Genomic DNA, 22,593 nt, shown 5'->3' with positions numbered 1-22,593 from the left:
CCGATATTCCGCGGTCAGGGCAGGTAGTACATCGGGTTCGGCAGCTTGACCGGGTGCAGCGCGTAGCCGCCTTCGAGGTCGCTGAACTGGTCGCCGAGGTTGAGGACGATCTTCGCGCCGGTGGCCTCGATGTGCGCCCGCGTGCCGGACTTGTACTGGACGGTGTTGCAGGTCAGCCCGCACGGCAGGTAGTCCGGCGCGGTCGTCTTCGGCTTGAAGAACGCGCCCGCCGGAGCCGGGAAGCCCTCGTTGGCCAGGTTCTTCAGCGACTGCGGGCCCTGGAACTCGTTGCGGCCGGTCAGGAAGTAGACCTTGACGCCGTGCTGGGCCGCCCAGTTGGCCAGCTCCAGCACCGGCTTGTTCGCGACGAACGTGCCGTTGTCGATGGCCTGCTGCTGCTTGACCGGGTCGAAGCCGAAGTCGTTGTCGGCCTCCCAGCCGTAGGTGACCTCGGAGGTGTCGTCGACGTCGAGCACGATCGCCGGGTTCTTCACCCGGCCCAGCGACTGCTGCAGGTAACGCTTCGCGTCCGAGACGATCCGGCCGGTGTCCTTCACGAACCGGCTGGTGTCGGAGTAGTGGTGCTTGCCCGCGGCGTCGACGTAGTCGCCGTAGTACGCCTTGACGTCCAGCTTGACCTGGCCGATGTTGGCCGGTTCCTTGGCACGGGCGGCCGTCGCCTCGTCCGAGCCGGCCAGTGCGGTGGCGCCCGAAGCGACCGTGGCGCCGATGGCCGCCGCGGCGGCGAGCTTGACGAGATTTGACCATTTTCCGGACACGGCGCACCCTCCAGTGGAACTTGACGACCCGGGGAACCTACGTCACGTTCACCGGGAGTTCCACCCCTCAAAAGTTGCCGTTCACCGACCGGCGCGGCACAGGAACGCCACCGGCGACCGCCCGATCCGCGTCAGCACCACCGACGCTTCGGCGTCACCACGGGGTTTCAGCCGCTTCCGCAGGGCGTCCGGGTCGACGTCCAGGCCCCGCACCAGGATTTCCAGCCGCCCGACGTCGTGGCGCTTGAGGACGGCCTTCAGTGCTTTTTCACTGTAGGGACCCTGTTCCAGGACGCGGAAGGCCCGCACGCCGGGTGGCGGGGCGTCGCCCGTCAAGTACGCGATGCGTTCGTCCAGCTGCCACAACCCGTGCCGCGCCGCGTAGTGCCGGACCAGCCCGGCCCGGACGACGGCGCCGTCGGGGTCGACGATCCACTCCCCCGGCTCCCGGGTGGGCAGTTCGTCCGGTTCCGCGTCGGTGACCGTCCACTGTGTCCCGTCCGAACGCAGCACGGTCGCCCGGCGGGTGACGCCGGTACCCAGGCCCCGCCAGAGGCAGGACTCGCGGACCTGGCCGTCCAGGGACACCAGCTCGACCTCCTCGGCCCACGGCGTGAGCGCGAAGTCGAGCCCGGGGGCGCATTTCACGGACAGCGCACGCCCCGGATAGGCCTCGACCAGGCCGTCCAGGGGTGGGGCGAAGTCCGCGGGCTTCCACGCCCGCCGCCCGGAGGAGTCCCGCCGGGCCGGATCGGCGACGACCACGCCCGACCGGCTCACCGGGTGCAGCGCGTCGGCCTGCGCGAGTCCGAACGCGACACCCGCGGCAGTTCCGTTGTGGCGGGCCATCTCCAGCCGCACCGGGTCCAGATCGGACCCCAGGGCACGCCGCGCCACCCGGGCGATTTCGACGAGGTCGGCGCCCACCGAGCAGGTCACGTCGTGCACGTCGAGCCCCGCCAGCCGCACCGCCCGGTGCCGCGCCACGATCGACGCGCTCGCCTGCTGGAGCGCGTCGGAGGTGAACAGCCAGTCCGAACCGGACAGCTTGCCGACGGCTTTCCGCCGCAGCAGCACCGTTTCCAGGACGGCGGCCGCGTGCTCCTCGCCCGCCAGGCGGCGCACCTGCGCCACGGACTTGATCGGATCGGTCAGCGGCAACGACGAAGCCTCGGCGAGCGCCGCCACGCCTGCGCCGGAGCGCAGGTAGGCGACGTCGCCGAGGCTGAACGAATAACCCAACTCAGGACGGCCGCTTGGTCCCGGTGATCATCACGTTGTAGAACAGCTCCCGCGGCAGGATCTTCGACAGCACCTTCTTGTCCACGGCGGACAGCCGCAGCCACAGGTGGTAGGCGAACATCCGCCAGCGCACGGTCAGCTTCTCCGACGGCACCGCGGCCTCGAACGTCCGGATCGGCCAGCCGGCCAGTGCCGCGGCGAACTCCTCGGTGACCGCGCGGACGTCCTGGGCGCCGGCGCCGCGGGCCCACGACTCCAGCTCCGACGGGTCGAAGGTGTGGATGTCGACCACGGCCTCCAGAGCGGCCGCACGCGACGACTCGTCCAGTTCGGCCTGCGGGCGCCGCCAGCCGCTCAGCACCGGCAGCTTCGTCACGCGGGTGGTCAGGAACCAGGTGAACTGGCCGAGCTTGCGGGCGTAGAAGTCGCCGATCTTGGTCGGCTCGCCCGCGAAGACGAACCGGCCGCCCGGCTTGAGCACGCGCAGCACCTCGCGGAAGGCCGCCTGCACGTCCGGGATGTGGTGCAGCACCGCGTGCCCGACCACCAGGTCGAACGTGTTGTCGTCGTACGGGATGCGCTCGGCGTCGGCGACCCGGCCGTCGACGTCGAGGCCGAGCTTCTCGGCGTTGCGCAGCGCGACCTGGACCATGCCGGGCGAGAGGTCGGTGACCGAGCCCTTCTTGGCCACCCCGCCCTGCATCAGGTTCAGCAGGAAGAAGCCGGTGCCGCTGCCCAGCTCCATCGCGTGCTGGTAGGGCTGGCCGTCCTCGCCCGCGACCGCGTTGAACACGTCGGTGGCGTAGGAGATGCAGCGCTCGTCGTACGAGATCGACCACTTCTCGTCGTAAGTGCCGGCTTCCCAGTCGTGGTAGAGCACGTTCGCCAGCTTGGGGTCGGCGTAGGCCGCCTGGACCTCTTCGGCGGTGGCGTGCGGGTTCGGCGCCGGGTCGTTCACGTCGGTCAAGGCGTCATTTCCCTTCGAAAGTGGCCTTGCCGGGCCCGTTTTCGATGAACGACTTCATGCCGTTCTGCTGGTCTTGGGTCGCCCAGAGGGCGGCGAACAGGTGCGACTCGAGCTTGAGGGCGTTCGGGAGGTCCACGTCGAGGCCGCCGTCGATGGCCGCCTTCGCCGCGCGCAGCGCCACGGCCGGGCCGTTCGCGAACTGCGCGGCCCACTTGTGGGCGGCCGCGTAGACGTCGTCGGGGGCGACGACCTGGTCGACGATCCCCAGCTGGAGGGCCTCTTCGGCCTTGACGAACCGTCCGGTGTAGACGATGTCCTTGGTCTTGCTCGGCCCGATCAGCCGGGCCAGCCGCTGGGTGCCGCCCGCGCCGGGGATGACGCCGAGCTGGATCTCGGGCTGGCCGACCTTGACGTTGTCGCCGGCGACGCGCCAGTCCGCGGTCAGCGCCAGCTCGAGGCCGCCGCCGAGGGCGTACCCGGTGATCGCGGCGACGACCGGCTTGGGGATGTTCGCGATGGCCGCGAGGGTGCCGGTCAGGTTCGCGCCGAACTTGGCGATCTCCGGGTAGGTGCGGGTGGCCATCTCCTTGATGTCCGCGCCGCCCGCGAAGGTCTTCTCGCCGCCGTAGAGGATCACCGCGCGGACGTCGTCGCGCTCGGTTGCCTCCTTCGCCAGCTCGGCGAGCTCGGCCGTGACCTGGGCGTTCAGGGCGTTGACCGGCGGCCGGTCGAGCCGGATCGTGCCGACCCCGTCCTTCACCTCGAGGGTTACGAACTCTCCCACGCCACTCCTCCTCGTTGACGGATCGCCAGCACGCTACCGGCCGGTAAGCGCCAGCTTAGCGACGGCGGGCGAAGAAGCGATCCCCGGAGCGCTCCAGCACGAGGTCCTGGTCGAACGTCTTCGAGAGGTTTTCGCTGGTGATGACGTCGTCGACCAGGCCGGACACCACCGCGTGGCCGTCACGCAGGAGCAGCGCGTGGGTGAACCCGGGCGGGATCTCCTCGACGTGGTGGGTGACCAGCACGAGCGCCGGGGCGTCCGGGTCGAGGGCCAGTGCCGAGAGCCGCGCGACCAGGTCCTCGCGGCCGCCGAGGTCGAGCCCGGCGGCGGGCTCGTCGAGCAGCAGCATCTCCGGGTCGGTCATCAGCGACCGGGCGATCAGCGCCCGCTTGCGCTCGCCCTCGGACAGCGTGCCGAAGGTGCGCTCGGCCAGGTGCCCGATGCCCATCGCGTCGAGCAGCTCGGTGGCGCGGGCGGTGTCGAGGGTGTCGTATTCCTCACGCCAGCGGCCGAGCACCGCGTACCCGGCGCTGACCACGACGTCCTTGACCAGCTCGTCACCCGGCACGCGCTGGGCGATGGCGGCCGAGGTGAAGCCGATGCGGGGACGCAGGTCGAAGATGTTGACCCGGCCGATCCGCTCGCCGAGCAGGTCGAGCTCGCCGGTGGTCGGGTGCAGTTCGGCCGCGGCGAGGCGCAGCAAGGTGGTCTTGCCCGCGCCGTTCGGGCCGAGCACCACCCAGCGCTCGTCCAGTTCCACGGACCAGTCGAGGCCGGCGAGGAGGTCGTTGGTCCCCCGGCGGACGCCGACACCGGCCATCCGGACCACGAGGTCGTCAAGTTCGCTGGGCTGGATCGGCTCGCTCACGTGGCCCATTCTGTCTGCTCCTCGCGCGCGCGTGCGCACCCGCCCGGGTGAGTGGGCGATCCGGCAGGTCGGAGGGTGTCCACGTCGTGGAACGGCGCACCGCAGGAGAGCACCTCCGGGCCGGGTTGTGGCACCATCACAGGCATGTCAGCCGACGCGCCCGTGACCCCGGTGACCCGGGGCTCGTTCTGGCGCCGTCGCGCGATCGACCTGCTCCTCGTCGCTTCGGCCGGGTGTACGCGGGCGCGGCTCCACTGATCCTTCGCGTCTTCTGCGACGCGTGCGGTGCCGCGCTGACCCCGTGTCCGGTATCACCACAGTCGCGAGGAGCACCCACGTTGACCACGTCCCTGGTTCGCCCGCCCGTCGAAATCCACCCGCAGCTGACCGATCCACTGCTGCCCGAACTGCTGCACCCGTCACGGCTGCTCTGGACGCCGCGGGAGCTGGCCGACCTGACCGCCACCGTCACCACCGAGCTGACCGCGGGCCTGCGCGGCATCCTGCGGTTCGACGAGGACCGCCGCTGGTGGGCGCGGCTGGCGCTGACCGACGGCGTCGAGCTGTGGCTGCTGTCGTGGCTGCCGGGCCAGCGGACGAAGCCGCACGACCACGGCGGCGCGTCCGGCTCGTTCACCGTCCTGCAGGGTGAACTCGGCGAGGAGTACCGCTACCCGGGCGGGCCGATCCGGCGCCGGACGCACGTCGCCGGCGAGGGCCTCGGCTTCGGCGCGGGCCGCGCGCACCAGGTCACCGGCCTCGGCGACCAGCCCGCGGCGAGCGTCCACGCGTATTCGCCGCCGCTGGTGCCGACGCGGGAGTACGCCACGCTGGCCGACGTTCCGGCGGAAATCCCGCCGCTGCCCGCTATCGTCCGGTCATGAGCGCTGTCGATTCGCTGCTGGCTTCCGCCCGGTCCGGACTGGCCAGGGTGACGCCCGCCCGGGCCCGCGAGCTGCAGGAGGCCGGGGCGCTGCTGGTCGACATCCGGCCGCTGGCGAACCGCACGGCGGAGGGCGAGATCCCGGGCGCGGTGATCGTCGAGCGGATCCACCTGGAGTGGCGGCTGGCGCCGGACAGCGAGTGGCGGCTGCCGGGGGTCGGCCCGGACACGACGGTGGTCGTGGTCTGCAACGAGGGGTATTCGTCCAGTTTGGCGGCCGCCGACCTGCAGCGGCTGGGCCTGCCCGGCGCGACCGACCTCGAGGGCGGGTTCCGGGCCTGGGCGGCCGCCGGCCTGCCTGTGCAGGACGGCGGCAGCCCGGCCGTGCCTTAGCAGCCCCCGTTTTCCACGCTACCGAAGGGGACTGACGGTTTCAGCCCGCGAGCGCCGGGGCGACCTGCTTGGTGAACAGGTCGATGCCGGCGCGGTCGTACGCGGCTTCCGGGAAGTTCAGGATCGCGTAGGACAACCCGCGCTTGCCCAGGGCCGCGAGGTGCTCGGCGACCTGCTCCGGCGTGCCGGCCGTCGGGCCGCTCGCGAAGGTGGCCACCGCGCGCTCGGCGGCCTCGGCCGGGACGTACTTCGCGTAGTGCGCCTTCAGCCAGGCCTGCTTCTCCTGGACCTCGCTCTCGGTCTCGCCGAGGACGACGCTGAGGTTGCCCGAGCGGACGATCGCGTCGAAGTCGGTGCCGACGTCCTTGCAGTGGGCCGCCAGGATCTCGGACTTGCGGGTGAACGCCTCCGGCTCGGGGAAGAAGTTCGTGTACTTCGCGTACTTCGCCGCGATCCGGAGGGTCTTCTTCTCGCCGCCACCGGCGATCCACAGCGGGATGCCGCCGTCCTGCAGCGGCCGCGGGCTCAGGATCGCGCCGTCGGTCCGGTAGTGCTTGCCGTCCAAAGTGGACTTGCCGGTCGTCCAGAGGTCACGCATGATCCGGACGCCCTCGTCGAGCTGGCCGAGCCGCTCGCCGGCGGTCGGGAAGCCGTAGCCGTAGGCACGCCACTCGTGCTCGTACCAGCCGGCCCCGATGCCCATCTCGACCCGGCCACCCGAGATGAGGTCGGCGGTCGCGGCGACCTTCGCCAGGTAGGCGGGGTTGCGGTAGCCCATGCAGGTGCACATCTGCCCGAGCCGGACGGTCTCCGTCGCGGCGGCGAAGGCCGAGATCAGCGACCACGCTTCGTGCGTGGCTTCCTCGGTCGGCACCGGAACGGTGTGGAAGTGGTCGTAGACCCAGATGGATTCGAAGGGGCCCGCCTCCGCGTGTTTCGCGAGGCCGAGCATGGTCTGCCAGTGGTCCGCGGGGTCGATGCCGGCCAGGTCGAGCCGCCAGCCCTGCGGGACGAACATTCCGAAGCGCATGCCTACAACCTAACGCGGCCCCCGCGCCGGCGGGGCGTTATTTCGGCCTGGAGCTGCTCCAGCTCAGACCGGCCGCGCGAAGAAATCCAAGACGGCGTCGGAGAGGTCTTGCACGTACCGCGGGTCTCCGTAGCGCGGCACGAGCCCGGCTTCCGCGCGTCCCGGAGCGCGGACCGCCGGCTCGACGACGATTTCGGGCAACGCCGTCCGGATCGCCTCGAACTGTTCCGTGGCCGCCCGCCACGACGCTTCGAGGGACCCGGCGGCTTCGACGCGCTGCTGCTCCAGCCGGGCCAAGGCGTCCGACGCGGTCTCGTACCGCCGCCGCCCGGACAGCTCGGCGAAGATTCCGGCGTAGGTCTCCGTCGCCCCCGCCGCCGCTTCGTAGGCGTCCGCGCCGGTGCGGCACTGCCGGGCCAGCCGGTCGCGCAGCTCGCCGTAGGCGTCGGCGGCCCGGCCCGCCCAGCCCTCCGGCACCACGGACCGCAGATCCGAAGCCAGTTCTTCGAGCATGACCGCGATGTCGGCGAACCGCATCGCCTCGTCCTGCAGCAGCTTGACGGCGTCAGGGGACCACGCCTGATCCGATGCCATCTCCGCTCGCTCAGCCTGCCGCGCGGAGGGCACGAGCGACGCTCACCAACCGGTCACGCGCGTCGTCCTGGCCTTCGCCGTAGCGACGGGCCGCCGAGCCCAGCCGCTCCCCCAGCTCCTCGACGTCGGCCAGCAGGACCTCGGTCGCGGCGTGCGACGCGCGTTGCAGGTCCGCCAGCGCCGCGGTGAGCAGCACGTCCCCGACCAGCTCGGGCCGCGTCGAATACCGCAGGGCCGCTCGTCCGGCGGACTCCCGCGCGAGTGCGCCGACCCGGCCCGCGGCGGCGCGCAGCAGCGTGGGGTCGGCCTCGAAGCCGTTCATACGTGACAGGTCCTTGTCATCAGCGGCGGACGGTGATCAGCCCCGCGAGCACCGGAGGCGGCAGGGCGACGGATTCGGCGGTTCCCGTGCCCCGGCGGGCACTCGGGTTGACGAGGATGCCGGCGGGCTCCGGCCGGATGAGAGCCGTTCCCACCAGTTCGCGTCCTTTGCGGACGACCTCGGCCGGCCACGCCGCCCCGGTGGCCGCACGGTACCCGGCCAGCCGGGCGGGAGTGTCGAAAACGCAGACCCAGGAACCCCGCGCGCCGAGTGCGACGGTCACCGGATCGCCGTCCCGGCCGGCCGGCGTGCACCAGGAATGCGCGGTGAACGAATGCAGGAAATGGTCGACGTCGCCGAACGAGGCCGGGTCGGTTCGCCGCCCGGCGGATTCCGCGATCACCGTGCGCGCCAGGAACCGGCGTTCAGCCTGCCGGACCCCGTTCTGGGGCGAGCCGATCTTGCGGGCCGCCGAGACTGGCCGCCAGCAGCTTCTGGAACGGCTCGAGCCATCGGTCGCACGTCCGCAGTGAAGGACCGCCGGCCAGGCTTTTCAGCCGGTCTCCTTTGTTCCCCGCCAGCGGCTCGGTGTCCGTGTTGTACGCGGTGCGGACGATCTTTTCCAGCTTCTGCCGGTTGAGCCGGTCGAGCACCGCCTCCAGCCGCAGGAACACGATCGCCGCCACCCGGTGGGGCGGTTCGTCGTCGGCGATGTGCCAGATGCGCCGCAGTTCGGGGCCGAGATCGGACGCCGCCGCCGGCCTGCAGAAGGGGGACGGGGTCCGGCGCCTCGACCTCCGCCGCGACTGTTCTGCATTTTGCGCACCAGTGTCCGACTCCGCGGACAACCCTCGGAAATAGCTCTCACCTGCGTTTTTGCCAGATTCTGGACAGTTCTCCGGCGATGGCGGGCCGGTTCCGCCCGTGACGGCTTTTTCCGCCACGGCAAACCGTACGTCCGTTAGCTGACTTGTTCCTGACCGAACCCGCCGAGCGTGAACCCGAAATGGCGGAACGTGCTTACGGTGATTTCGACGGCCGCATCCCCAGCGGCCACGACCTCACGGAGCACCCATGGAAAACACGCTGATCGTTCTGCTCACCGCCTTCGCCTTTTCGGCGGGCGGTTTGGCCGCCACGATGGTGACCAGCTGGTGGTCGCGGCACCGTTACGACGAGGCGCGCCGCGAACCACCGCGGGTGGGCACCAGGTGCCGGCAGCCGAGGGCCTGTTGCTGCGGCGGAGCGCATTGACGTCCGGGCCTGGTGCCGCCCCGGAGGCGGGGCGGCACTAGGCCAAGACGACCCGCGCCAGCTCCGCCGGCGTGGCCAGCAGGCCGTGCTTCGGCAGCACCCGGACCGTGTACCCGATCGCGCCCGGCCGTGGCAGCTTGACGCGGGCCGCGAACGCTCCGATGCCGTCCGCGGACATCGGGACCGTCACCGTGTCGCGCAGCTCGTCGTCGTCCGCCACCCGGCCGACCACCGCCTGGATGTCCACTTCGGACGGATCGAGGCCCGCCAGGTCGATGCGCGCCCGGATCGTCACCTCCGTGCCGACCACCAGCGGCCCGGTCGTCTCGACCAGCAGCTCCGAGTCGAAGATGCGCAGCCGCGGCCACGACACCTCGAGCTTCGTGCGGTAGTCCGCCAGCGACAGCGCGCCGCGGTAGCCGTCGCCCGTGGCCGCCGCCACCGTGCGGGCGGCCGGGAGGTAGCCGTTGTCGACGTACTCGCGGACCATCCGGGACGCCTGGACCCGCGGGCCGAGCGTCTCCAGCGTGTGCCACACCATCGACAGCCAGCCGGTCGGGACGCCGTCGGCGGACCGGTCGTAGAACAGCGGCGCGATCTGCTGGCCGAGCAGCTCGTACAGCGCCGCGGCCTCCAGGTCGTCGCGGCGCAGCGGGTCGGCGACGCCGTCCGCGGTCGGGATCGCCCAGCCGTTGCTGCCGTCGTAGCACTCGTCCCACCAGCCGTCGCGGATCGACAGGTTGAGCCCGCCGTTCAGCGCCGACTTCATCCCCGACGTCCCGCACGCTTCCAGGGGCCGCACCGGGTTGTTCAGCCAGACGTCGCAGCCGCGGTAGAGGTACCGGGCCATCGACATGTCGTAGTCGGGCAGGAAGACGATCCGGTGCCGGACGTCGGCGCCGTCGACGAACCGGACGATCTGCTGGATCAGCTGCTTGCCGTTCTCGTCGGCCGGGTGCGACTTGCCGGCCACGACGACCTGGATCGGCCGGTCTTCGTGCAGCAGCAGCGTGCGCAGCCGCTCGGGGTCGCGCAGCATCAGCGTCAGCCGCTTGTAGGTCGGGACGCGGCGGGCGAAGCCGACCGTCAGCACGTCGGGGTCGAAGACCGAGTCGACCCAGCCCAGCTCCAGCGGTGACGCGCCGCGCTGCAGCCAGGCCGCGCGCACCCGGCGCCGCACCTCGTGCACCAGCTTCTCGCGCAGCTCGCGCCGCAGCTCCCACAGCTGGGCGTCGGACACGCCGTCGCGCAGCGGCCCCTCGCCGACGTCGAGGCCCCACTCGCGGCCGAGCAGCGTGCTCAGCTCGCGCGCGACCCACGTCGGGCCGTGGACGCCGTTGGTCACCGACGAGATCGGCACCTCGTCGTGGTCGAACCCGGGCCACAGCCGGGAGAACATCTTGCGCGTGACGCGGCCGTGCAGCTGCGAGACGCCGTTCGCGCGCTGCGCCAGCCGCAGGCCCATGTGCGCCATGTTGAACAGGCCGGGGTTGTCCTCGGCGCCGAGCGCGAGCACGCGGCGCGGGTCGATGTCCGGGACGAGCCTGCCGTCGGCGAAGTAGCGCTGCACCAGGTCCACCGGGAACCGGTCGATGCCCGCGCTGACCGGCGTGTGCGTGGTGAACAGCGTCCCGGCGCGGACCGCGGGCATGGCCTCGTCGAAGGCGAGGCCGTCGGCCTGGACGATCTCGCGGGCGCGCTCCAGGCCGAGGAACCCCGCGTGTCCCTCGTTCGTGTGGAACACCATCGGCTGCGGGTGGCCGGTCAGCTCGCAGTACTTGCGGACCGCGCGGAACCCGCCGATGCCGGCCAGGATCTCCTGCCGCAGCCGGTGGTCGGCGTCGCCGCCGTAGAGCCGGTCGGTGACGCCGCGCAGGTCCTCGTCGTTGGCCTCGGTGTCGGTGTCGAGCAGCAGCAGCGGCACCCGGCCGACACGGGCCTGCCAGATCTGCGCGCACAGCTCGCGCCCGCCCGGCATGGCGACGCCGATCAGCACCGGCCTGCCCCCCGCGGTCAGCAGTTCCAGGGGGAAGGCGTTCGGGTCGATCACCGGGTAGTGCTCGACCTGCCAGCCGTCCAGCGACAGCGACTGGCGGAAGTAGCCGTTGCGGTAGAGCAGGCCGACGCCGACCATCGGCACGCCCAGGTCGGACGCGGCCTTGAGGTGGTCGCCGGCCAGCACGCCGAGGCCGCCGGAGTAGTTCGGCAGGGCCTCGGTGACGCCGAACTCCATCGAGAAGTAGGCCACCGCGGGCGGCAGCTCCGGGTCGTCGCGCTGCTGGTACCAGCGCGGCTCAGAGAGGTACTTCTCCAGGTCTTCGGCCGCTTCGCGCGCCCGGGCGAGGAAGTCGTCGTCGACGGCCAGCTCGTCCAGGCGGGCCGGCGGCAGCGCGGTGAGCATCCGCAGCGGGTCGCGCACGGCGTTGAAGAGCTCGGCGTCCATCGACGCGAACAGGTCGCGCGTCGGCGGGTGCCACGTCCAGCGCAGGTTGGTGGCCAGCGCGCCCAGGCCGGACAGGGAATCCGGGAGGCTGGCGCGGACGGTGAACCGGCGGACTGCACGCATGGGAAGCGACGATATCGGGCCGCGGCGCGCCCTGCGCAGGGACGTAGTTCGGGATAACGTGCACGCTCCGCGAAAGCCCTGGGTATGGTCCTGCCCGTCGGGGTACCGGGTGGCACGAGAGCGAGTGGAACAGAATGATCCCAGGGGGAGGACGGCGGGCGCTGGTCGCGCTGCTGGCCGTCGCGGCGGTCGCCGTGAGCGGGTGCAACAGCAAGGGCGGCGCGAACGGGGACCCGGCCAAGGACACCGGCGCGGGCTCGGTCTCCGGGCTGCCGGTGACGCACTTCGAGAGCGGCCTCAAGCCGGGCGCGCCGACGCCGAGCCTGAACGTCCGCAACGCCGACGGCGGTGAGGACGACAAGCTCGCCACCGCCGCGATCGACGACGTGCAGACCTACTGGGGCGAGATGCTGCCGTCGAACTTCGGCCAGCAGTTCGAGCCGGTGAAGTCCCTGCTGTCCTACGACGCGCAGACCGACACCGAGAAGACCGGCTGCGGCAGCGTGAAGAAGCTGGTGAACGCGTTCTACTGCCCGGTCGACGACTCGGTGGCGTGGGACCGCGGCGTGCTGCTGCCGATGCTGCGCCAGCGCTTCGGCCCGATGTCGGTGGTCGTCGTGCTCGCGCACGAATTCGGCCACGCCGTGCAGTACCGGCTCGGCGACAAGGCGGGCATCGCCAAGAACACCCCGACCGTGGTCAAGGAGCAGCAGGCCGACTGCTTCGCCGGCGGCTACTTCCGCTGGGTCGCCGAGGACAAGAGCAAGTACTACCGCGTCTCGACGTCCGAGGGCCTGAACCAGGTGATGGCGTCGATGTTCCTGATCCGCGACCAGGCGGGCACCAGCGCCGCCGACAAGGGCGCGCACGGCACGGCGTTCGACCGCACTTTCGCGTTCCAGGCCGGGTTCGAGAAGGGCCCGAAGGAGTGCGCGGGGATGACGACCGAGAACGTCAAGGCCCGGCTCACCGAGCGCCCGTTCGACAAGGGCGACAAGGGCAAGGGCGACGCGAAGTTCACCGAGCAGACCGTCTCGCTGCTGAAGAAGAGCCTGGACGAGGCGTTCAAGGGCGCCGGGGTGGCCGCGCCGGAGATCACCGACGGCGGCAGCTGCCAGACCACGCCGCCGGCGTCGTACTGCCCGGCGGACAACACGGTCAGCATCGACATGGCCAAGCTGGCCCAGCTCGCCCAGCCGATCGACCGCGACGCCGAGATGAAGGGCGAGGACCCGGGCGGCATGGGTGACTTCGCGGCGTTCGCCGAGGTCGCGGCCCGGTACGCGCTGGGCATCCAGAAGGGTGTCGGCGCGTCGATCGACAACGCGAACGCGGGCCTGCGGACGGCCTGCCTGGTGGGTGCCTGGGCGGCGTTCACCAACCGCCCGGGCGACCTGCGGCTGTCGGCGGGTGACCTCGACGAGGCCATCGCGGACCTGCTGCAGCCGGAGAGCCTGGTGTCGGCGGACGTCAACGGGAAGCGCCCGGACAGCGGTTTCGACCGGGTCGAGGCGCTGCGGCGCGGGTACCTCGAGGGTTCGTCGGTCTGCTCGAAGGCGTACGCCTGATCTTTTGCGAAAAGGGCCCCCACCGCCTGGTGGGGGCCCTTTTCGTGTCTAGAAGAGGGCGCTCGCGAGGTCGCGGCGGGCCTTCATGACGCGGTCGTCGGCCGGGTCGAAGAGGTCGAACAGGGCCACCAGGTGCTCGCGGACCTTGTTGCGGTCCTCGCCCGCGGTCCGGCGGACGGTGTCGATGAGGCGCTTGAAGCCGGCCTCGACCTCGTTCGCCGCGATCTCCAGGTCGGCCGCGTCGAGCTGGGCCGACAGGTCGGACGGGTCGGCGTCGGCCTTCGCGACGGCCTCCGGGTCGGCGTTTTCGGCGCGGGCGGTGAACTTGACCTGGGCCAGGGCGTTCTTGGCCAGCTCGTTCGCCGGTTCGACGTCGAGGATGCGCTCGTAGGCGGCCTGGGCGGCGGCGAAGTCGCCCCGTTCGAAGGCCTCCTCGGCCTCGGTGAAGCGCGGGTCTTCGGGCTCCTCGACCGGGCCGCCGGCCGCTTCGGCGTCGCGGATGCCGGGCAGCTTGTCGCGCAGGGCGTCCAGGAGCGCGTTGATCCACTTGCGGATCTCGGGCTCGGGCAGCGCGCCGGAGAAGGCGTCGACCGGCTGGCCGCCGGCGATGGCGACGATCGTCGGGATGGACTGCGCGCCGAACAGCTGCGCGATCCGCGGGTTGGCGTCGACGTCGACCTTCGCGACGACCCAGGCGCCGCCGGACTCGCCGGCCATCCGCTCCAGGACCGGGGACAGCTGCTTGCACGGGCCGCACCACTCGGCCCAGAGGTCGACGACCACGAGCTGGCGCAGGGACCGCTCCACGACCTCGGCCTGGAAGGTGGCCTCGGTGACATCGATCACGGCCGCGCCCGCGCCTTCGCCGGAGGGCCGCGGCGGGCCGTCACCGGCCGGGCGGGCGGGCGGGGCCGGCTGCCGCTGCGCCGCTTCGGCACGGGCCTTGAGCGCGGACAGGTCGACCGCGCCGGAAAGGGCGGCCGACAGGGCCGCTGACTTCGCTGCAGATCCGCGTGGTTGTGTCACGGTTCCATCCTGGCACGCGGGCCGGGGGAGTTTCACCGGGAGGCCGGGCTGTCCACGGTCTGGCACGTTCCGCGGTCGGTGCTGGGCGGGGTCGGCGGCGGGTCGCGGTGCGCGGCGGGCGCGGGGGGGGCGGCGGGCGGCGGGCGGATCAGTGCCGGGCCACGGACGGCCGCAGGCCACGGACGGCGGCGGGCCACGGTCGGTCCCGGGTCGCGCTCGGCGGCGGACCCCCGGAGGGCGGCGGGCCGGGGTCAGCGGCGGGTGGCAGTGCCGGGTGGCGGACCGCGGTCGGTAGCGGATCGCGCTCGGCGACGAGGCGCGAACGGCGGGTGGCGGACCGCGGTCGGCGGCGGATCGCGCTCGGCGGCGAGGCGCGAACCGCAGTTGGCCGCGCTCGGTGCCGGGCCGGGGTGGGCGGCGGGTTGCGGCCGGCGCCGAGCCGCGGTCAGCGCCAGGCCACGCGTAGCGCCGGCCTCCGCCCCCCGGTATCCAGCTTACCGGCCGGCACCGACGATTCCGGACCGTCCGCGCACCCCGGACGGCCCTCATCCACAGCCCAGGAAACTGTCGGTGGTCACCGGTAGCGTGGAAACCGGGGGCTGCTCAGCGCGCCCGCGCCGTGGGTTTTGGGCACCTCACGGCCCGTCCGCTTGGCAGGACGGGCCGCGCTGGGGCAGGCTCGCCGGGTGCACATCCGGCGTGACGTGAAGGTGGGCCTGTCGGTCGCGGCCGCCGCCGTCTGGGTTGGGGCGGTGACGTTGCTCATCGTGCACCACCCCGATCCCGGGGCCTCCTCGCCCGCCGAGCTGCGGGACAAGCTCGCCACCGCGCTCGAGGGGCACGATGCCGATGCCTTCGCCGACCTTCTCGACTACCCCGGCTCGGGCGGGGACGACTTCGCCAAGGACTACGTCTCCGTGCTCGCCGGCCGGGGTGTCCACGACGTGCGGGTCGAGCTGGGGCCGGATGCCGGTGAGCCGACGCGGGCGACCGTCTCCGGCTCTCTCGGCGACGGCAAGCCCTTCAGCTACCCGCTGACCGTGACGAGCGAAGACGGCCGCTGGACGGTGGCCTTCACCCCGCCCCTGCCCTGATCACGCCTCGCGCAACCGTGCTTCCACGCGGTCCACCTTGGCTTCGAGCTGGCCGGAGAAGCCCGGCCGGATGTCCGCTTTCAGGACAAGGCTGACCCGGGACGAGCCCTCCCCGGCCGCCTCGACCGCGCGCTTGACGACGTCCATCACCTCGTCCCAGGACTCGCCCTCGATGTTCGTGAACATCGCGTTGGTCGAGTTGGGCAGGCCGGACTCGCGGACCACCTTCACCGCGCGGGCCACGGCTTCGCTCACCCCGCCGTCGGGGTCCCCGCCGGACGGGCTCACGCTGAACGCGACGATCATGCTCGGAAGTCCCTTCTTCGGTGGCCATTTCCGCCAGTCGTGCGACACCCGCCGGTACCCGCTGGTAACTTCGCGTGTCATGAACCGTCCGCTGCCGTTCGACCCGATCGCCCGCGCGGCCCGGATCTGGGAGGACCGGATCGGGCCCTCCGGGACCATGGCCGCGGTGACCGGGGTGATGCGGGTCCAGCAGATCATCCAGTCCGCGGTGGACGGCGCGCTCAAGCCGCACGGCTTGACCTTCGCCCGGTACGAAGCACTGGTGCTGCTCACCTTCGCCCGCAGCGCCAGCCTGCCGATGCGGGTGATGGGCGAGCGGCTCCAGCTGCACCCCACCAGTGTCACCAACATAGTGGACCGGCTGGAGCGCGACGGGCTCGTGAAGCGGGTGCCGCACCCGACCGACCGCCGCACGACGCTGGTCGAGATCACCGACGAGGGCCGCAAGCGCCGCGAGGCCGCGACCGAAGCCGTCACCGCCATCGACTTCGGGCTGAGCGGGCTGACCGAACGGCAGACCGAACAGCTGACGGACCTGCTGACCAAGGTGCGCCGCGCCGCCGGGGACTTCAGCGAGTGAACAGCGGAAAGGGCCCGCACTCGTCGAGTGCGGGCCCTTTCTCACATGCCGGGATCAGGCGGCGACGGGTTCCTTCGCCTGGAACAGGCCGACACCGCCGTGGGACAGCCGCTGCGGGCCGTCGAGCTTGCCGTTGCGCAGGGCCCACTTCTCGAACAGCCACGTGAACAGCGGCGGGATGCTCGCGAGCAGGGCCAGCACCAGCGTCTTCGGGCGCCAGCCGAGCGGCTTCGCCACGGACAGGGAGACGACCACGTAGAGGACGAAGATCACGCCGTGCACCATGCCGATGACGGGCACGCCGCCCTCGCCGGAGGAGTGCACCACGTACTTGAGGAACATCCCGACCAGCAGCGCGGCCCAGGACAGGGCTTCGGCTACTGCGGCCACGCGGAACACGAGAGCGGCCTTGCTGGACACTGCTTCCTCCTGTGGGGTCTCACCACGTTGGTCTCAAAACACGAAAACGCCCGACGTACACCGTCCAAGGCGGACTTGCCTTGTACGTCAACGGCGCTGTCGGACGTGCTGATACCAGTGTGAGGCGTGACGGCCCTCACGGGAACACCGGGGCCCGTGACGATGCTCACGACCGTGGTCCACTGTGGTCTGGACCACGGTCGTGAGCGGGCGTTGTCTACTCCGCGCAGGGCGAAACCGGGGCGGACACCGGTGACGTCCCCCACTTCGCCGTCGCGTCGCCGGTGAGGGTGAAGTCGAGCGTGGTGCCGCGTTCCAGCTGGTCCACGTTCACGTACACCCGGTCACTCGGCTTCGAGCCGACCTCGAGGGCGGAGATGTACTGCAGCTGCGCACCGGAAGCGCCCGGCGCCCGGATCGTGATGTCTCGCCCGTTCTCCAGGTGCAGGACGGACTTCGCGAACCGCGGCGCGTTGAGCACGAAGTTCCCAGTCCCTGGAACGGCCGGGTACAGCCCGAGCGCGCTGAAGACGTACCACGCGGACATGGTGCCGAGGTCGTCGTTCCCGGTGACGCCGTTGGGCGCGTCGGTGAACAGCGTGTGCGCCGCCCGCACGACCGTCGACGTCTTCGACGGCTGCCCGGTGAGCGCGTACATCCACGGCGAGTGCAGGTCCGGCTCGTTGTTCGGGTTGTAGCGGAACTGGTCGTAGTAGTCGTACGGGCCGACGACCCAGTTCTCGCGGACCGCCGTCGCCGGGTCCTTCACCAGTTCGTCGTAGGCGAAGAAGTCGTCGAGACGCTTCCCGGTGGCCGCCGGGCCGCCCATCCGCTGCACCAGGCCGGGGACGTCCTGCTGGACCAGCCACTGGTACTGCCAGGCCGTGCCCTCGTGGAAGCCGTCCTGGCTCTGCGGGCTGTAGGGCTTGTCCGCCGGCGAGAACCACGCGCCACCGAGCACCTTCGGCCGGAAGAAGCCGGTGAAACCGCGGTCGGCCTGGGTGGCGTCCCACAGCGTCCGGTAGGTCCGGCCCTTCGCCGCCAGCGCCGCCGCGTCGGCCTTCTTGCCGAGCGCGGCCGCCATGAGCGACAGCGAACAGTCACCGAGCGCGTACTCCAAGGTGGCCGACGCGCCGTGGTTCGGGTCCGTGTCCTGGCCCTTCTTCGGGAAGTCCGGGTCGTACTGGACGAACCCGTCCCGCTGGTAGCTCGCGTTGCCCGAGCGGCCCTGGAACGGCGACGCGGCGGGCGGGATCTCGCGCGAGTTCTGCAGGAGCGCCTGGTAGGCGCGCGCTTCCTCGCCGGACAGCGCCCCGAACCGCCAGAGGTCGACCAGGAACGGCGTGACCGGGTCGCCGGTCATCGTGTTCGTCTCCTGGCTCGCGTACGCCCAGCGAGGCAGCCAGCCGCCCTGGTCGTGGATGGCCAGGATGCTCTTGGCGATGTCGCGAGCGCGGTCCGGCCGCAGCAGCGCCAGGAGCTGGTTCTGCGTGCGGTAGGTGTCCCACAGCGAGAAGAAGTCGTAGTAGGTCCAGCCGACCGCGCGGTGGATCTTCTTGTCGAAGCCGTAGTAGCGGCCGTCGGCGTCGTTCGCCGTCAGCGGCTGCAGCAGCGCGTGGTAGAGCGAGGTGTAGAACACCGTGCGGTCGTCCGGCGTGCCGCCCTTGATGTCCACAGAGGACAGCTCACGGCGCCAGGTGCGCTGAACGTCAGCCTTCGCCGCGTCGAACGACCGGATCCGCTCCGAAGCCAGGTTCACCCGGGCGCCGGCCGCGTCGACCTGGGAGATCGCCGTGGTGGCGGTGACCTGGCCGCCACCGAAGGTCAGCCACGCTCCGCGCAACCCGGCGCCACCCGACGAGGAGCGCGAGCCGGGTGTGCCGCCCTCCGGCGACCACGTGCCGAAGGTCTTGAACGGCTTGTCGAACTTCGTCGTGAAGTAGGTCGTGTAGGCCTTGCCGCCGCAGAACGCCTGCGCCTGGACGGTTCCTTCGACGGTCCGGTCGTCGACGACGCGGATGCTGCTGCCCGTCACCGGTTCCTTGTCGTCGGCCTGGCCGACGTTGACGAAGACGTTGGCGTCACCGGACTTGGCGAAGGTGTACCGCTCGACCCCCGCCCGCGTGGCAGCCGTCGTCTCGACGTCGACACCGCCGTAGCCGGTGAGGTGCACCTTGTAGTAGCCCGGCTTGCCGACTTCGCCGTCGTGGGTGAACGGAGCGGCGTACTGCTTCTGGTCGAAGGTGGCCGGGCGAGTCGTGTCGAACGCCTTGCCGGGCCCCACTTCCCCGGTCGTCGGCAGGGTCGAGACCAGGCCGCCCTGCTCCCAGCAGCCCGCGCCGGACAGGAAGAAGTGCCCGAAGCCGCGGATCGCGGTGTCGGTGTAGCGGTAGCCGGCGTAGTGCGAGGTGATCGGGCTGACCTGGGTCATCCCGAACGGCGCCGAGGCGCCCGGGAACGTGTTGCCCTCGTCCTGCGTGCCGATGAACGTGTTGACGGTCTCCAGGGCGTCCCCGCCGGCCGCGGCCGCGGCGGGGCTGAGCCCCGTCGCGGCCGCGGTGAGCGTCAGGACGCCCGCCAGGAGCTTGCGCTTCACGCGCCGATACCGATCGCGAACACGTGCAGTGCGCCGCCGCTGACGTTGTCCGGCAGCGTCACGCTGGCCACCGTCTTGCCCGCGGCCAGAGTGATCGGGTTGGTGCCGAACACCATCGTCCGGATCTGCTGCGGATCACTGCCCGCGGCGTTGCGGTACGGCGTGGACAGCACGATCCGGTTGCCGAACGCCGGCTGGGCGCCGCCGCCACCGAGGGTCCAGTCGGAGAACCCGATGGTCGCGGTGGACGTCGTGCCGTCGGTGTAGGTCACCGTCAGCGTGCCGGACGCGTTGCCGTTGGACGCCGCGCCGAGCAGCGCCAGCCGGCCGGAACCGCTCACGTTCACGGTCTGGCCGCCGGCGACCACGTTGTCCGGGTCCCCGGCCGGGAACGACGGCCAGGTGAACTGCAGCCCGTCACTGGTGATCGTCGCGCCCGGGGTGGCACCGGCCGCGGCGAGTGCGTCGGCCGAGTAGCTCCAGCCGCCGCCGTCGAAGTTCGCCGCCCCCGAGTTCGAGTCCGGGGAGATGCCGGCGTTGTTCACCGTGGCCAGCCAGCTGTTCGGCTGGGCCACCAGCACGGTCAGGACGGCCTGCGAGGACGCCACGCCCGGCGCGGAGAACGTCACCGGGATGCGGCGGGCGCCGTCGGCCAGCCCGGCCGGGACGGTGACCGTGAGCTCGGCCTGCGCCTTGCCCGCGGCGGGCACCGCGATGCTGCCGGTGGCCGGGGTCAGCGTGATCCCGTCGACGCTGCCCGCGCTGTAGGTCCAGGTCCGGGCGGTGCCCGAAAGGTCCTGGACTCCGACCGACGCCTTCGACGTCGACCCCGCGGGGGTCACCGCGCGGGCCGGGTCCACGAAGGACAGGCTCGGCTTCTCCTGCTCGCGGAACGACGGCGGGGCGTCGGCGGCCGCGCTGCCCCACGCGGTCGCCGTGGCGGACCGGGTGTAGTCGAGCGTGCCGCCGCTGAAGATCAGCGCCTCCGGCAGCCACGCCTTCGCGGCCGCACCGCCGTTGACCTTCAGGCTGCCGACGTAGTCGCCGGTGCCCGGCGCGTTGATCGTGATCTTCTTGCCCGCGCCGGTGGTGAGCACGGCGTGCTCGAAGCGCGGCGTCACCAGCAGCGTCTCGGCGCGGCCCGGGATCTCCGGGTAGATGCCGAGCGCGGACCACACGTACCAGGCCGACATCTGGCCGAGGTCGTCGTTGCCGATCAGGCCTTCGGGACGCGGGTTGTACAGCTCGTCCATCGAGCGGTGCACGATCGCCTGGGTCTTGGCCGGCGCACCCGCGTACGAGTAGACGTACGGCGCGTTGGAGTTCGGCTCGTTGCCCATGAAGGCGTAGGGCTCCTGCGTGCCCGCGTTCAGGTCCGTGAAGAAGGTGTCCAGCCGGGACTGCGTCGCGGTGTTGCCGCCGAACGCCGTCACCACGCCGCCGAGGTCGTAGGGCACCATCCACTCGTACTGCGCGCCGTTGCCCTCGACCCAGCCCTGCGAGCTGGCGGGGTCGTAGGTGCCGGAGAACGAGCCGTCCGCGTTGCGCGGCTGCAGGTGCCCGGTACCCGGGTTGTAGAGGTTCTGCCAGTTCTGCGCGCGCTTCATGAACGTCGTGTACGTCGCGCTGTCGCCGAGCCGCTTCGCGAACTGGGCGATGGAGAAGTCGGCGCTGGTGTATTCCAGGGTGTCCGCGCCGGCACCCGGCACGTACCCGAGCTTCTGGTAGTCGTCGAGACCCGGCCGCTCGGTGTAGCCCTGCGTCGGCTGGGTGGCACCCTTGATCATGAGCAGCAACGCCTTCTGGGCGTCGAAGTCACGCGCTCCGAAGGCGTACGCGCTGGAGACGATGATGTGGTACGGGTCGCCGTTCATCACGCCGGTGTAGTCGTTGGCCACCGTCCAGCGGTCCCACGAGCCGCCCTGCTCGGCGTAGGCCATCATCGACCGGACGATGTCCGACGTCTCCTTCGGCGCGATCGTCGCCAGGAGCGGGGCCTCCGAGCGGTAGATGTCCCAGCCGGAGAAGTTCGTGTACATCGCGTGGCCCTTGTCGGCCGTGTGGACCCGGCCGTCGAAGCCGACGTACTGGCCGTTGACGTCGGAGAAGACGTTCGGCTGGATCAGCGAGTGGTACAGCGAGGTGTAGAACGTCGTCAGGTCGGCGTCCGAGCCGCCGGTGACGGCGATCTTGCCGAGCTGGGCGTTCCACGCGCTGCGCGCACCCGCCGCGATCGTGTCGAAGGACTTGCCGGTGTTCTCGGCCTTGAGGTTGGCCTTCGCGCCGTCGACGGACACAAAGGACAGTCCGACCTGGACGTTCACCTGTGCGCCGTTGAGGTTGGCGAAGGTGACGTACCCGCCGCTGCCCGGGCCGGACACGGTGGTGTTCTGCGGCGCCGCCTTGGCCGGGCGCGCGATCGAGGCGTCGACGCCGTTGGGCTGGGCGACCTTCGCCCTGGCGCCACCGGTCTCGGCGGCCTTGTTCGGCGTCACGGCGCCGTTCTTCCAGGTGCCGATCGACGCGAACGGCGTGTCGAACTTGGCCGAGAAGTAGACGCGGTAGCTGTTGCGGGCACCGCAGAAGCGGCCGCTGGTGGCCCAGCCGCTGATGGTGTCCTTGCCGATGGTGATCGACGCGTCGTCGGTGCCGTTGACCGAGCCGGAGGTGTTGACCAGCAACGTCGAGGACGCGCCCGCCGGGTAGGTCAGCCGCGCCGAGCCGGTGCGCTGGGTCGCGGCCAGCTCGACCTTCGCGCCGCTGTCGAGGGTGACGTCGTAGGCGCCGGCGGTCGCGTGTTCGTTGGTGTGCGAGAACTTCGACGTGTAGTGGGCGGGGTCGGTCGCCGGGGACGTCGTCACTTCACCGACATAAGGGATGAACGGGATGTCCTGATAGGTCGAACAGCCCGCGCCGGACAGGTGCGTCAGACTGAACCCGGTCAGGGCGTTGTCGTCGTAGAAGTAGCCGCCCGGCTGGGATTTCACCGTGTCCGGGCTCCACTGGACCATGCCGAACGGCGCCACCGCGCCCGGGAACGTGTTGCCGGCACCGCCCCCGGTGCCGTGGTCGGCCCCGCCGGGCCGGGTGCCCACGAACGGGTTGACCCACTTCGCGTAGTCCGTGCTGGTCGCGGCCGCGGCGGGCACGGCGGGAGCCACCGCCGCGAGCACCGCCAGGGTCAGGAAGGTTGAACCGGCTCTCAAGCGCAATCGCGCCATGGCCATCGCCTCTCCACCTCGTCAGCGCGACCAGAAACGGTGTCATGACAACCTTGTCGCGCAGTCGGTCGAACCCGGCCACCTTGGGTACCTGCTCACC

General features: G+C 71.3%; 22 protein-coding genes. 6 read left to right on the top strand and 16 right to left on the bottom strand.

Annotation, left to right across the window (positions count from 1 at the left end; translation table 11 throughout):
• Positions 1-14 precede the first annotated feature (14 nt).
• From ABZX11_RS22830 to ABZX11_RS22810, 5 genes are all read right to left on the bottom strand, one after another.
• Complete coding sequence (locus ABZX11_RS22830; protein WP_176172461.1) at positions 15-779, bottom strand: HAD family acid phosphatase; 765 nt, start codon at positions 777-779, stop codon at positions 15-17.
• 81 nt (positions 780-860) lie between these two features.
• Positions 861-2,021, bottom strand: a complete 1,161-nt coding sequence (locus ABZX11_RS22825; protein WP_354915972.1) for a class I SAM-dependent methyltransferase — start codon at positions 2,019-2,021, stop codon at positions 861-863.
• A 1-nt stretch (position 2,022) separates the two neighbouring features.
• Complete coding sequence (locus tag ABZX11_RS22820) at positions 2,023-2,988, bottom strand: class I SAM-dependent methyltransferase (RefSeq protein ID WP_176172463.1); 966 nt, start codon at positions 2,986-2,988, stop codon at positions 2,023-2,025.
• Positions 2,989-2,992: 4 nt separating this feature from the next.
• Entirely contained in the window at positions 2,993-3,772 is a 780-nt protein-coding gene (locus ABZX11_RS22815; protein WP_176172464.1) for an enoyl-CoA hydratase-related protein, read from the bottom strand.
• Positions 3,773-3,827: 55 nt separating this feature from the next.
• Positions 3,828-4,649, bottom strand: a complete 822-nt coding sequence (locus ABZX11_RS22810; RefSeq protein WP_354915968.1) for an ABC transporter ATP-binding protein — start codon at positions 4,647-4,649, stop codon at positions 3,828-3,830.
• A gap of 329 nt (positions 4,650-4,978) precedes the next feature.
• Between ABZX11_RS22810 and ABZX11_RS22805 the strand changes: the two genes are divergently transcribed.
• Both ABZX11_RS22805 and ABZX11_RS22800 read left to right on the top strand, forming a co-directional pair.
• A complete protein-coding gene (locus ABZX11_RS22805; RefSeq protein ID WP_176172466.1) occupies positions 4,979-5,524 on the top strand; it encodes a cysteine dioxygenase family protein in 546 nt (181 codons plus the stop codon).
• The gene (locus ABZX11_RS22800; RefSeq protein ID WP_354915965.1) at positions 5,521-5,916 is read left to right on the top strand and encodes a rhodanese-like domain-containing protein; all 396 of its coding nucleotides are present in this window, start codon (positions 5,521-5,523) and stop codon (positions 5,914-5,916) included. The genes ABZX11_RS22805 and ABZX11_RS22800 overlap by 4 nt, the downstream gene beginning before the upstream one ends.
• Before the next feature lie 40 nt (positions 5,917-5,956).
• Here ABZX11_RS22800 and ABZX11_RS22795 read toward each other — a convergent pair whose 3' ends face one another.
• From ABZX11_RS22795 to ABZX11_RS22775, 5 genes are all read right to left on the bottom strand, one after another.
• Positions 5,957-6,946 carry an LLM class F420-dependent oxidoreductase gene (locus ABZX11_RS22795; RefSeq protein ID WP_176172468.1) on the bottom strand — a complete coding sequence of 330 codons (990 nt, stop codon included), beginning with the start codon at positions 6,944-6,946 and terminating at the stop codon, positions 5,957-5,959.
• Positions 6,947-7,009: 63 nt separating this feature from the next.
• Entirely contained in the window at positions 7,010-7,540 is a 531-nt protein-coding gene (locus ABZX11_RS22790) for a putative T7SS-secreted protein (protein ID WP_354915962.1), read from the bottom strand.
• A gap of 10 nt (positions 7,541-7,550) precedes the next feature.
• Complete coding sequence (locus ABZX11_RS22785; RefSeq protein ID WP_354915959.1) at positions 7,551-7,862, bottom strand: hypothetical protein; 312 nt, start codon at positions 7,860-7,862, stop codon at positions 7,551-7,553.
• A 19-nt stretch (positions 7,863-7,881) separates the two neighbouring features.
• Positions 7,882-8,265, bottom strand: a complete 384-nt coding sequence (locus tag ABZX11_RS22780; RefSeq protein WP_354915956.1) for a hypothetical protein — start codon at positions 8,263-8,265, stop codon at positions 7,882-7,884.
• 22 nt (positions 8,266-8,287) lie between these two features.
• Entirely contained in the window at positions 8,288-8,806 is a 519-nt protein-coding gene (locus tag ABZX11_RS22775) for a hypothetical protein (RefSeq protein WP_354915953.1), read from the bottom strand.
• 130 nt (positions 8,807-8,936) lie between these two features.
• Here ABZX11_RS22775 and ABZX11_RS22770 point away from each other — a divergent pair, with 130 nt between their 5' ends.
• Positions 8,937-9,116, top strand: coding sequence for a hypothetical protein (locus tag ABZX11_RS22770; protein WP_354915950.1), 180 nt, complete (start codon positions 8,937-8,939; stop codon positions 9,114-9,116).
• Positions 9,117-9,153: 37 nt separating this feature from the next.
• Here the strand turns inward: ABZX11_RS22770 and glgP are convergent, their stop codons facing one another.
• Positions 9,154-11,682, bottom strand: coding sequence for an alpha-glucan family phosphorylase (gene glgP / locus ABZX11_RS22765; RefSeq protein WP_176172473.1), 2,529 nt, complete (start codon positions 11,680-11,682; stop codon positions 9,154-9,156).
• Between the two features lie 134 nt (positions 11,683-11,816).
• On the opposite strand from glgP, the gene ABZX11_RS22760 reads away from it, so the two are divergent.
• On the top strand, positions 11,817-13,250 hold the full coding sequence (locus ABZX11_RS22760) for a neutral zinc metallopeptidase (protein ID WP_176172474.1): 1,434 nt from the start codon (positions 11,817-11,819) through the stop codon (positions 13,248-13,250).
• 48 nt (positions 13,251-13,298) lie between these two features.
• Here ABZX11_RS22760 and ABZX11_RS22755 read toward each other — a convergent pair whose 3' ends face one another.
• On the bottom strand, positions 13,299-14,276 hold the full coding sequence (locus ABZX11_RS22755) for a tetratricopeptide repeat protein (RefSeq protein ID WP_176172475.1): 978 nt from the start codon (positions 14,274-14,276) through the stop codon (positions 13,299-13,301).
• Between the two features lie 686 nt (positions 14,277-14,962).
• Between ABZX11_RS22755 and ABZX11_RS22750 the strand changes: the two genes are divergently transcribed.
• A complete protein-coding gene (locus ABZX11_RS22750) occupies positions 14,963-15,370 on the top strand; it encodes a hypothetical protein (RefSeq protein ID WP_254896933.1) in 408 nt (135 codons plus the stop codon).
• Here the strand turns inward: ABZX11_RS22750 and ABZX11_RS22745 are convergent, their stop codons facing one another.
• Positions 15,371-15,676: a thiamine-binding protein gene (locus tag ABZX11_RS22745; protein ID WP_354916159.1), complete on the bottom strand. Its 306-nt coding sequence runs from the start codon at positions 15,674-15,676 to the stop codon at positions 15,371-15,373.
• 79 nt (positions 15,677-15,755) lie between these two features.
• Here ABZX11_RS22745 and ABZX11_RS22740 point away from each other — a divergent pair, with 79 nt between their 5' ends.
• Positions 15,756-16,256: a MarR family transcriptional regulator gene (locus ABZX11_RS22740; RefSeq protein ID WP_004562932.1), complete on the top strand. Its 501-nt coding sequence runs from the start codon at positions 15,756-15,758 to the stop codon at positions 16,254-16,256.
• 54 nt (positions 16,257-16,310) lie between these two features.
• On the opposite strand, the gene ABZX11_RS22735 is transcribed toward ABZX11_RS22740, so the two are convergent.
• From ABZX11_RS22735 to ABZX11_RS22725, 3 genes are all read right to left on the bottom strand, one after another.
• The gene (locus ABZX11_RS22735) at positions 16,311-16,676 is read right to left on the bottom strand and encodes a DUF3817 domain-containing protein (protein WP_004562934.1); all 366 of its coding nucleotides are present in this window, start codon (positions 16,674-16,676) and stop codon (positions 16,311-16,313) included.
• A gap of 217 nt (positions 16,677-16,893) precedes the next feature.
• Positions 16,894-19,272, bottom strand: a complete 2,379-nt coding sequence (locus ABZX11_RS22730; RefSeq protein WP_354915946.1) for a GH92 family glycosyl hydrolase — start codon at positions 19,270-19,272, stop codon at positions 16,894-16,896.
• Complete coding sequence (locus ABZX11_RS22725; RefSeq protein WP_354915943.1) at positions 19,269-22,493, bottom strand: GH92 family glycosyl hydrolase; 3,225 nt, start codon at positions 22,491-22,493, stop codon at positions 19,269-19,271. Before ABZX11_RS22725 ends, ABZX11_RS22730 begins: the two co-directional genes overlap by 4 nt.
• Positions 22,494-22,593 lie beyond the last annotated feature (100 nt).

Source organism: Amycolatopsis sp. NPDC004169 (genome assembly GCF_040610315.1).
Lineage (GTDB): Bacteria > Actinomycetota > Actinomycetes > Mycobacteriales > Pseudonocardiaceae > Amycolatopsis.
Note: the sequence above shows the minus strand (reverse complement) of the source record. Positions and strands in the feature narration are given on the sequence as shown.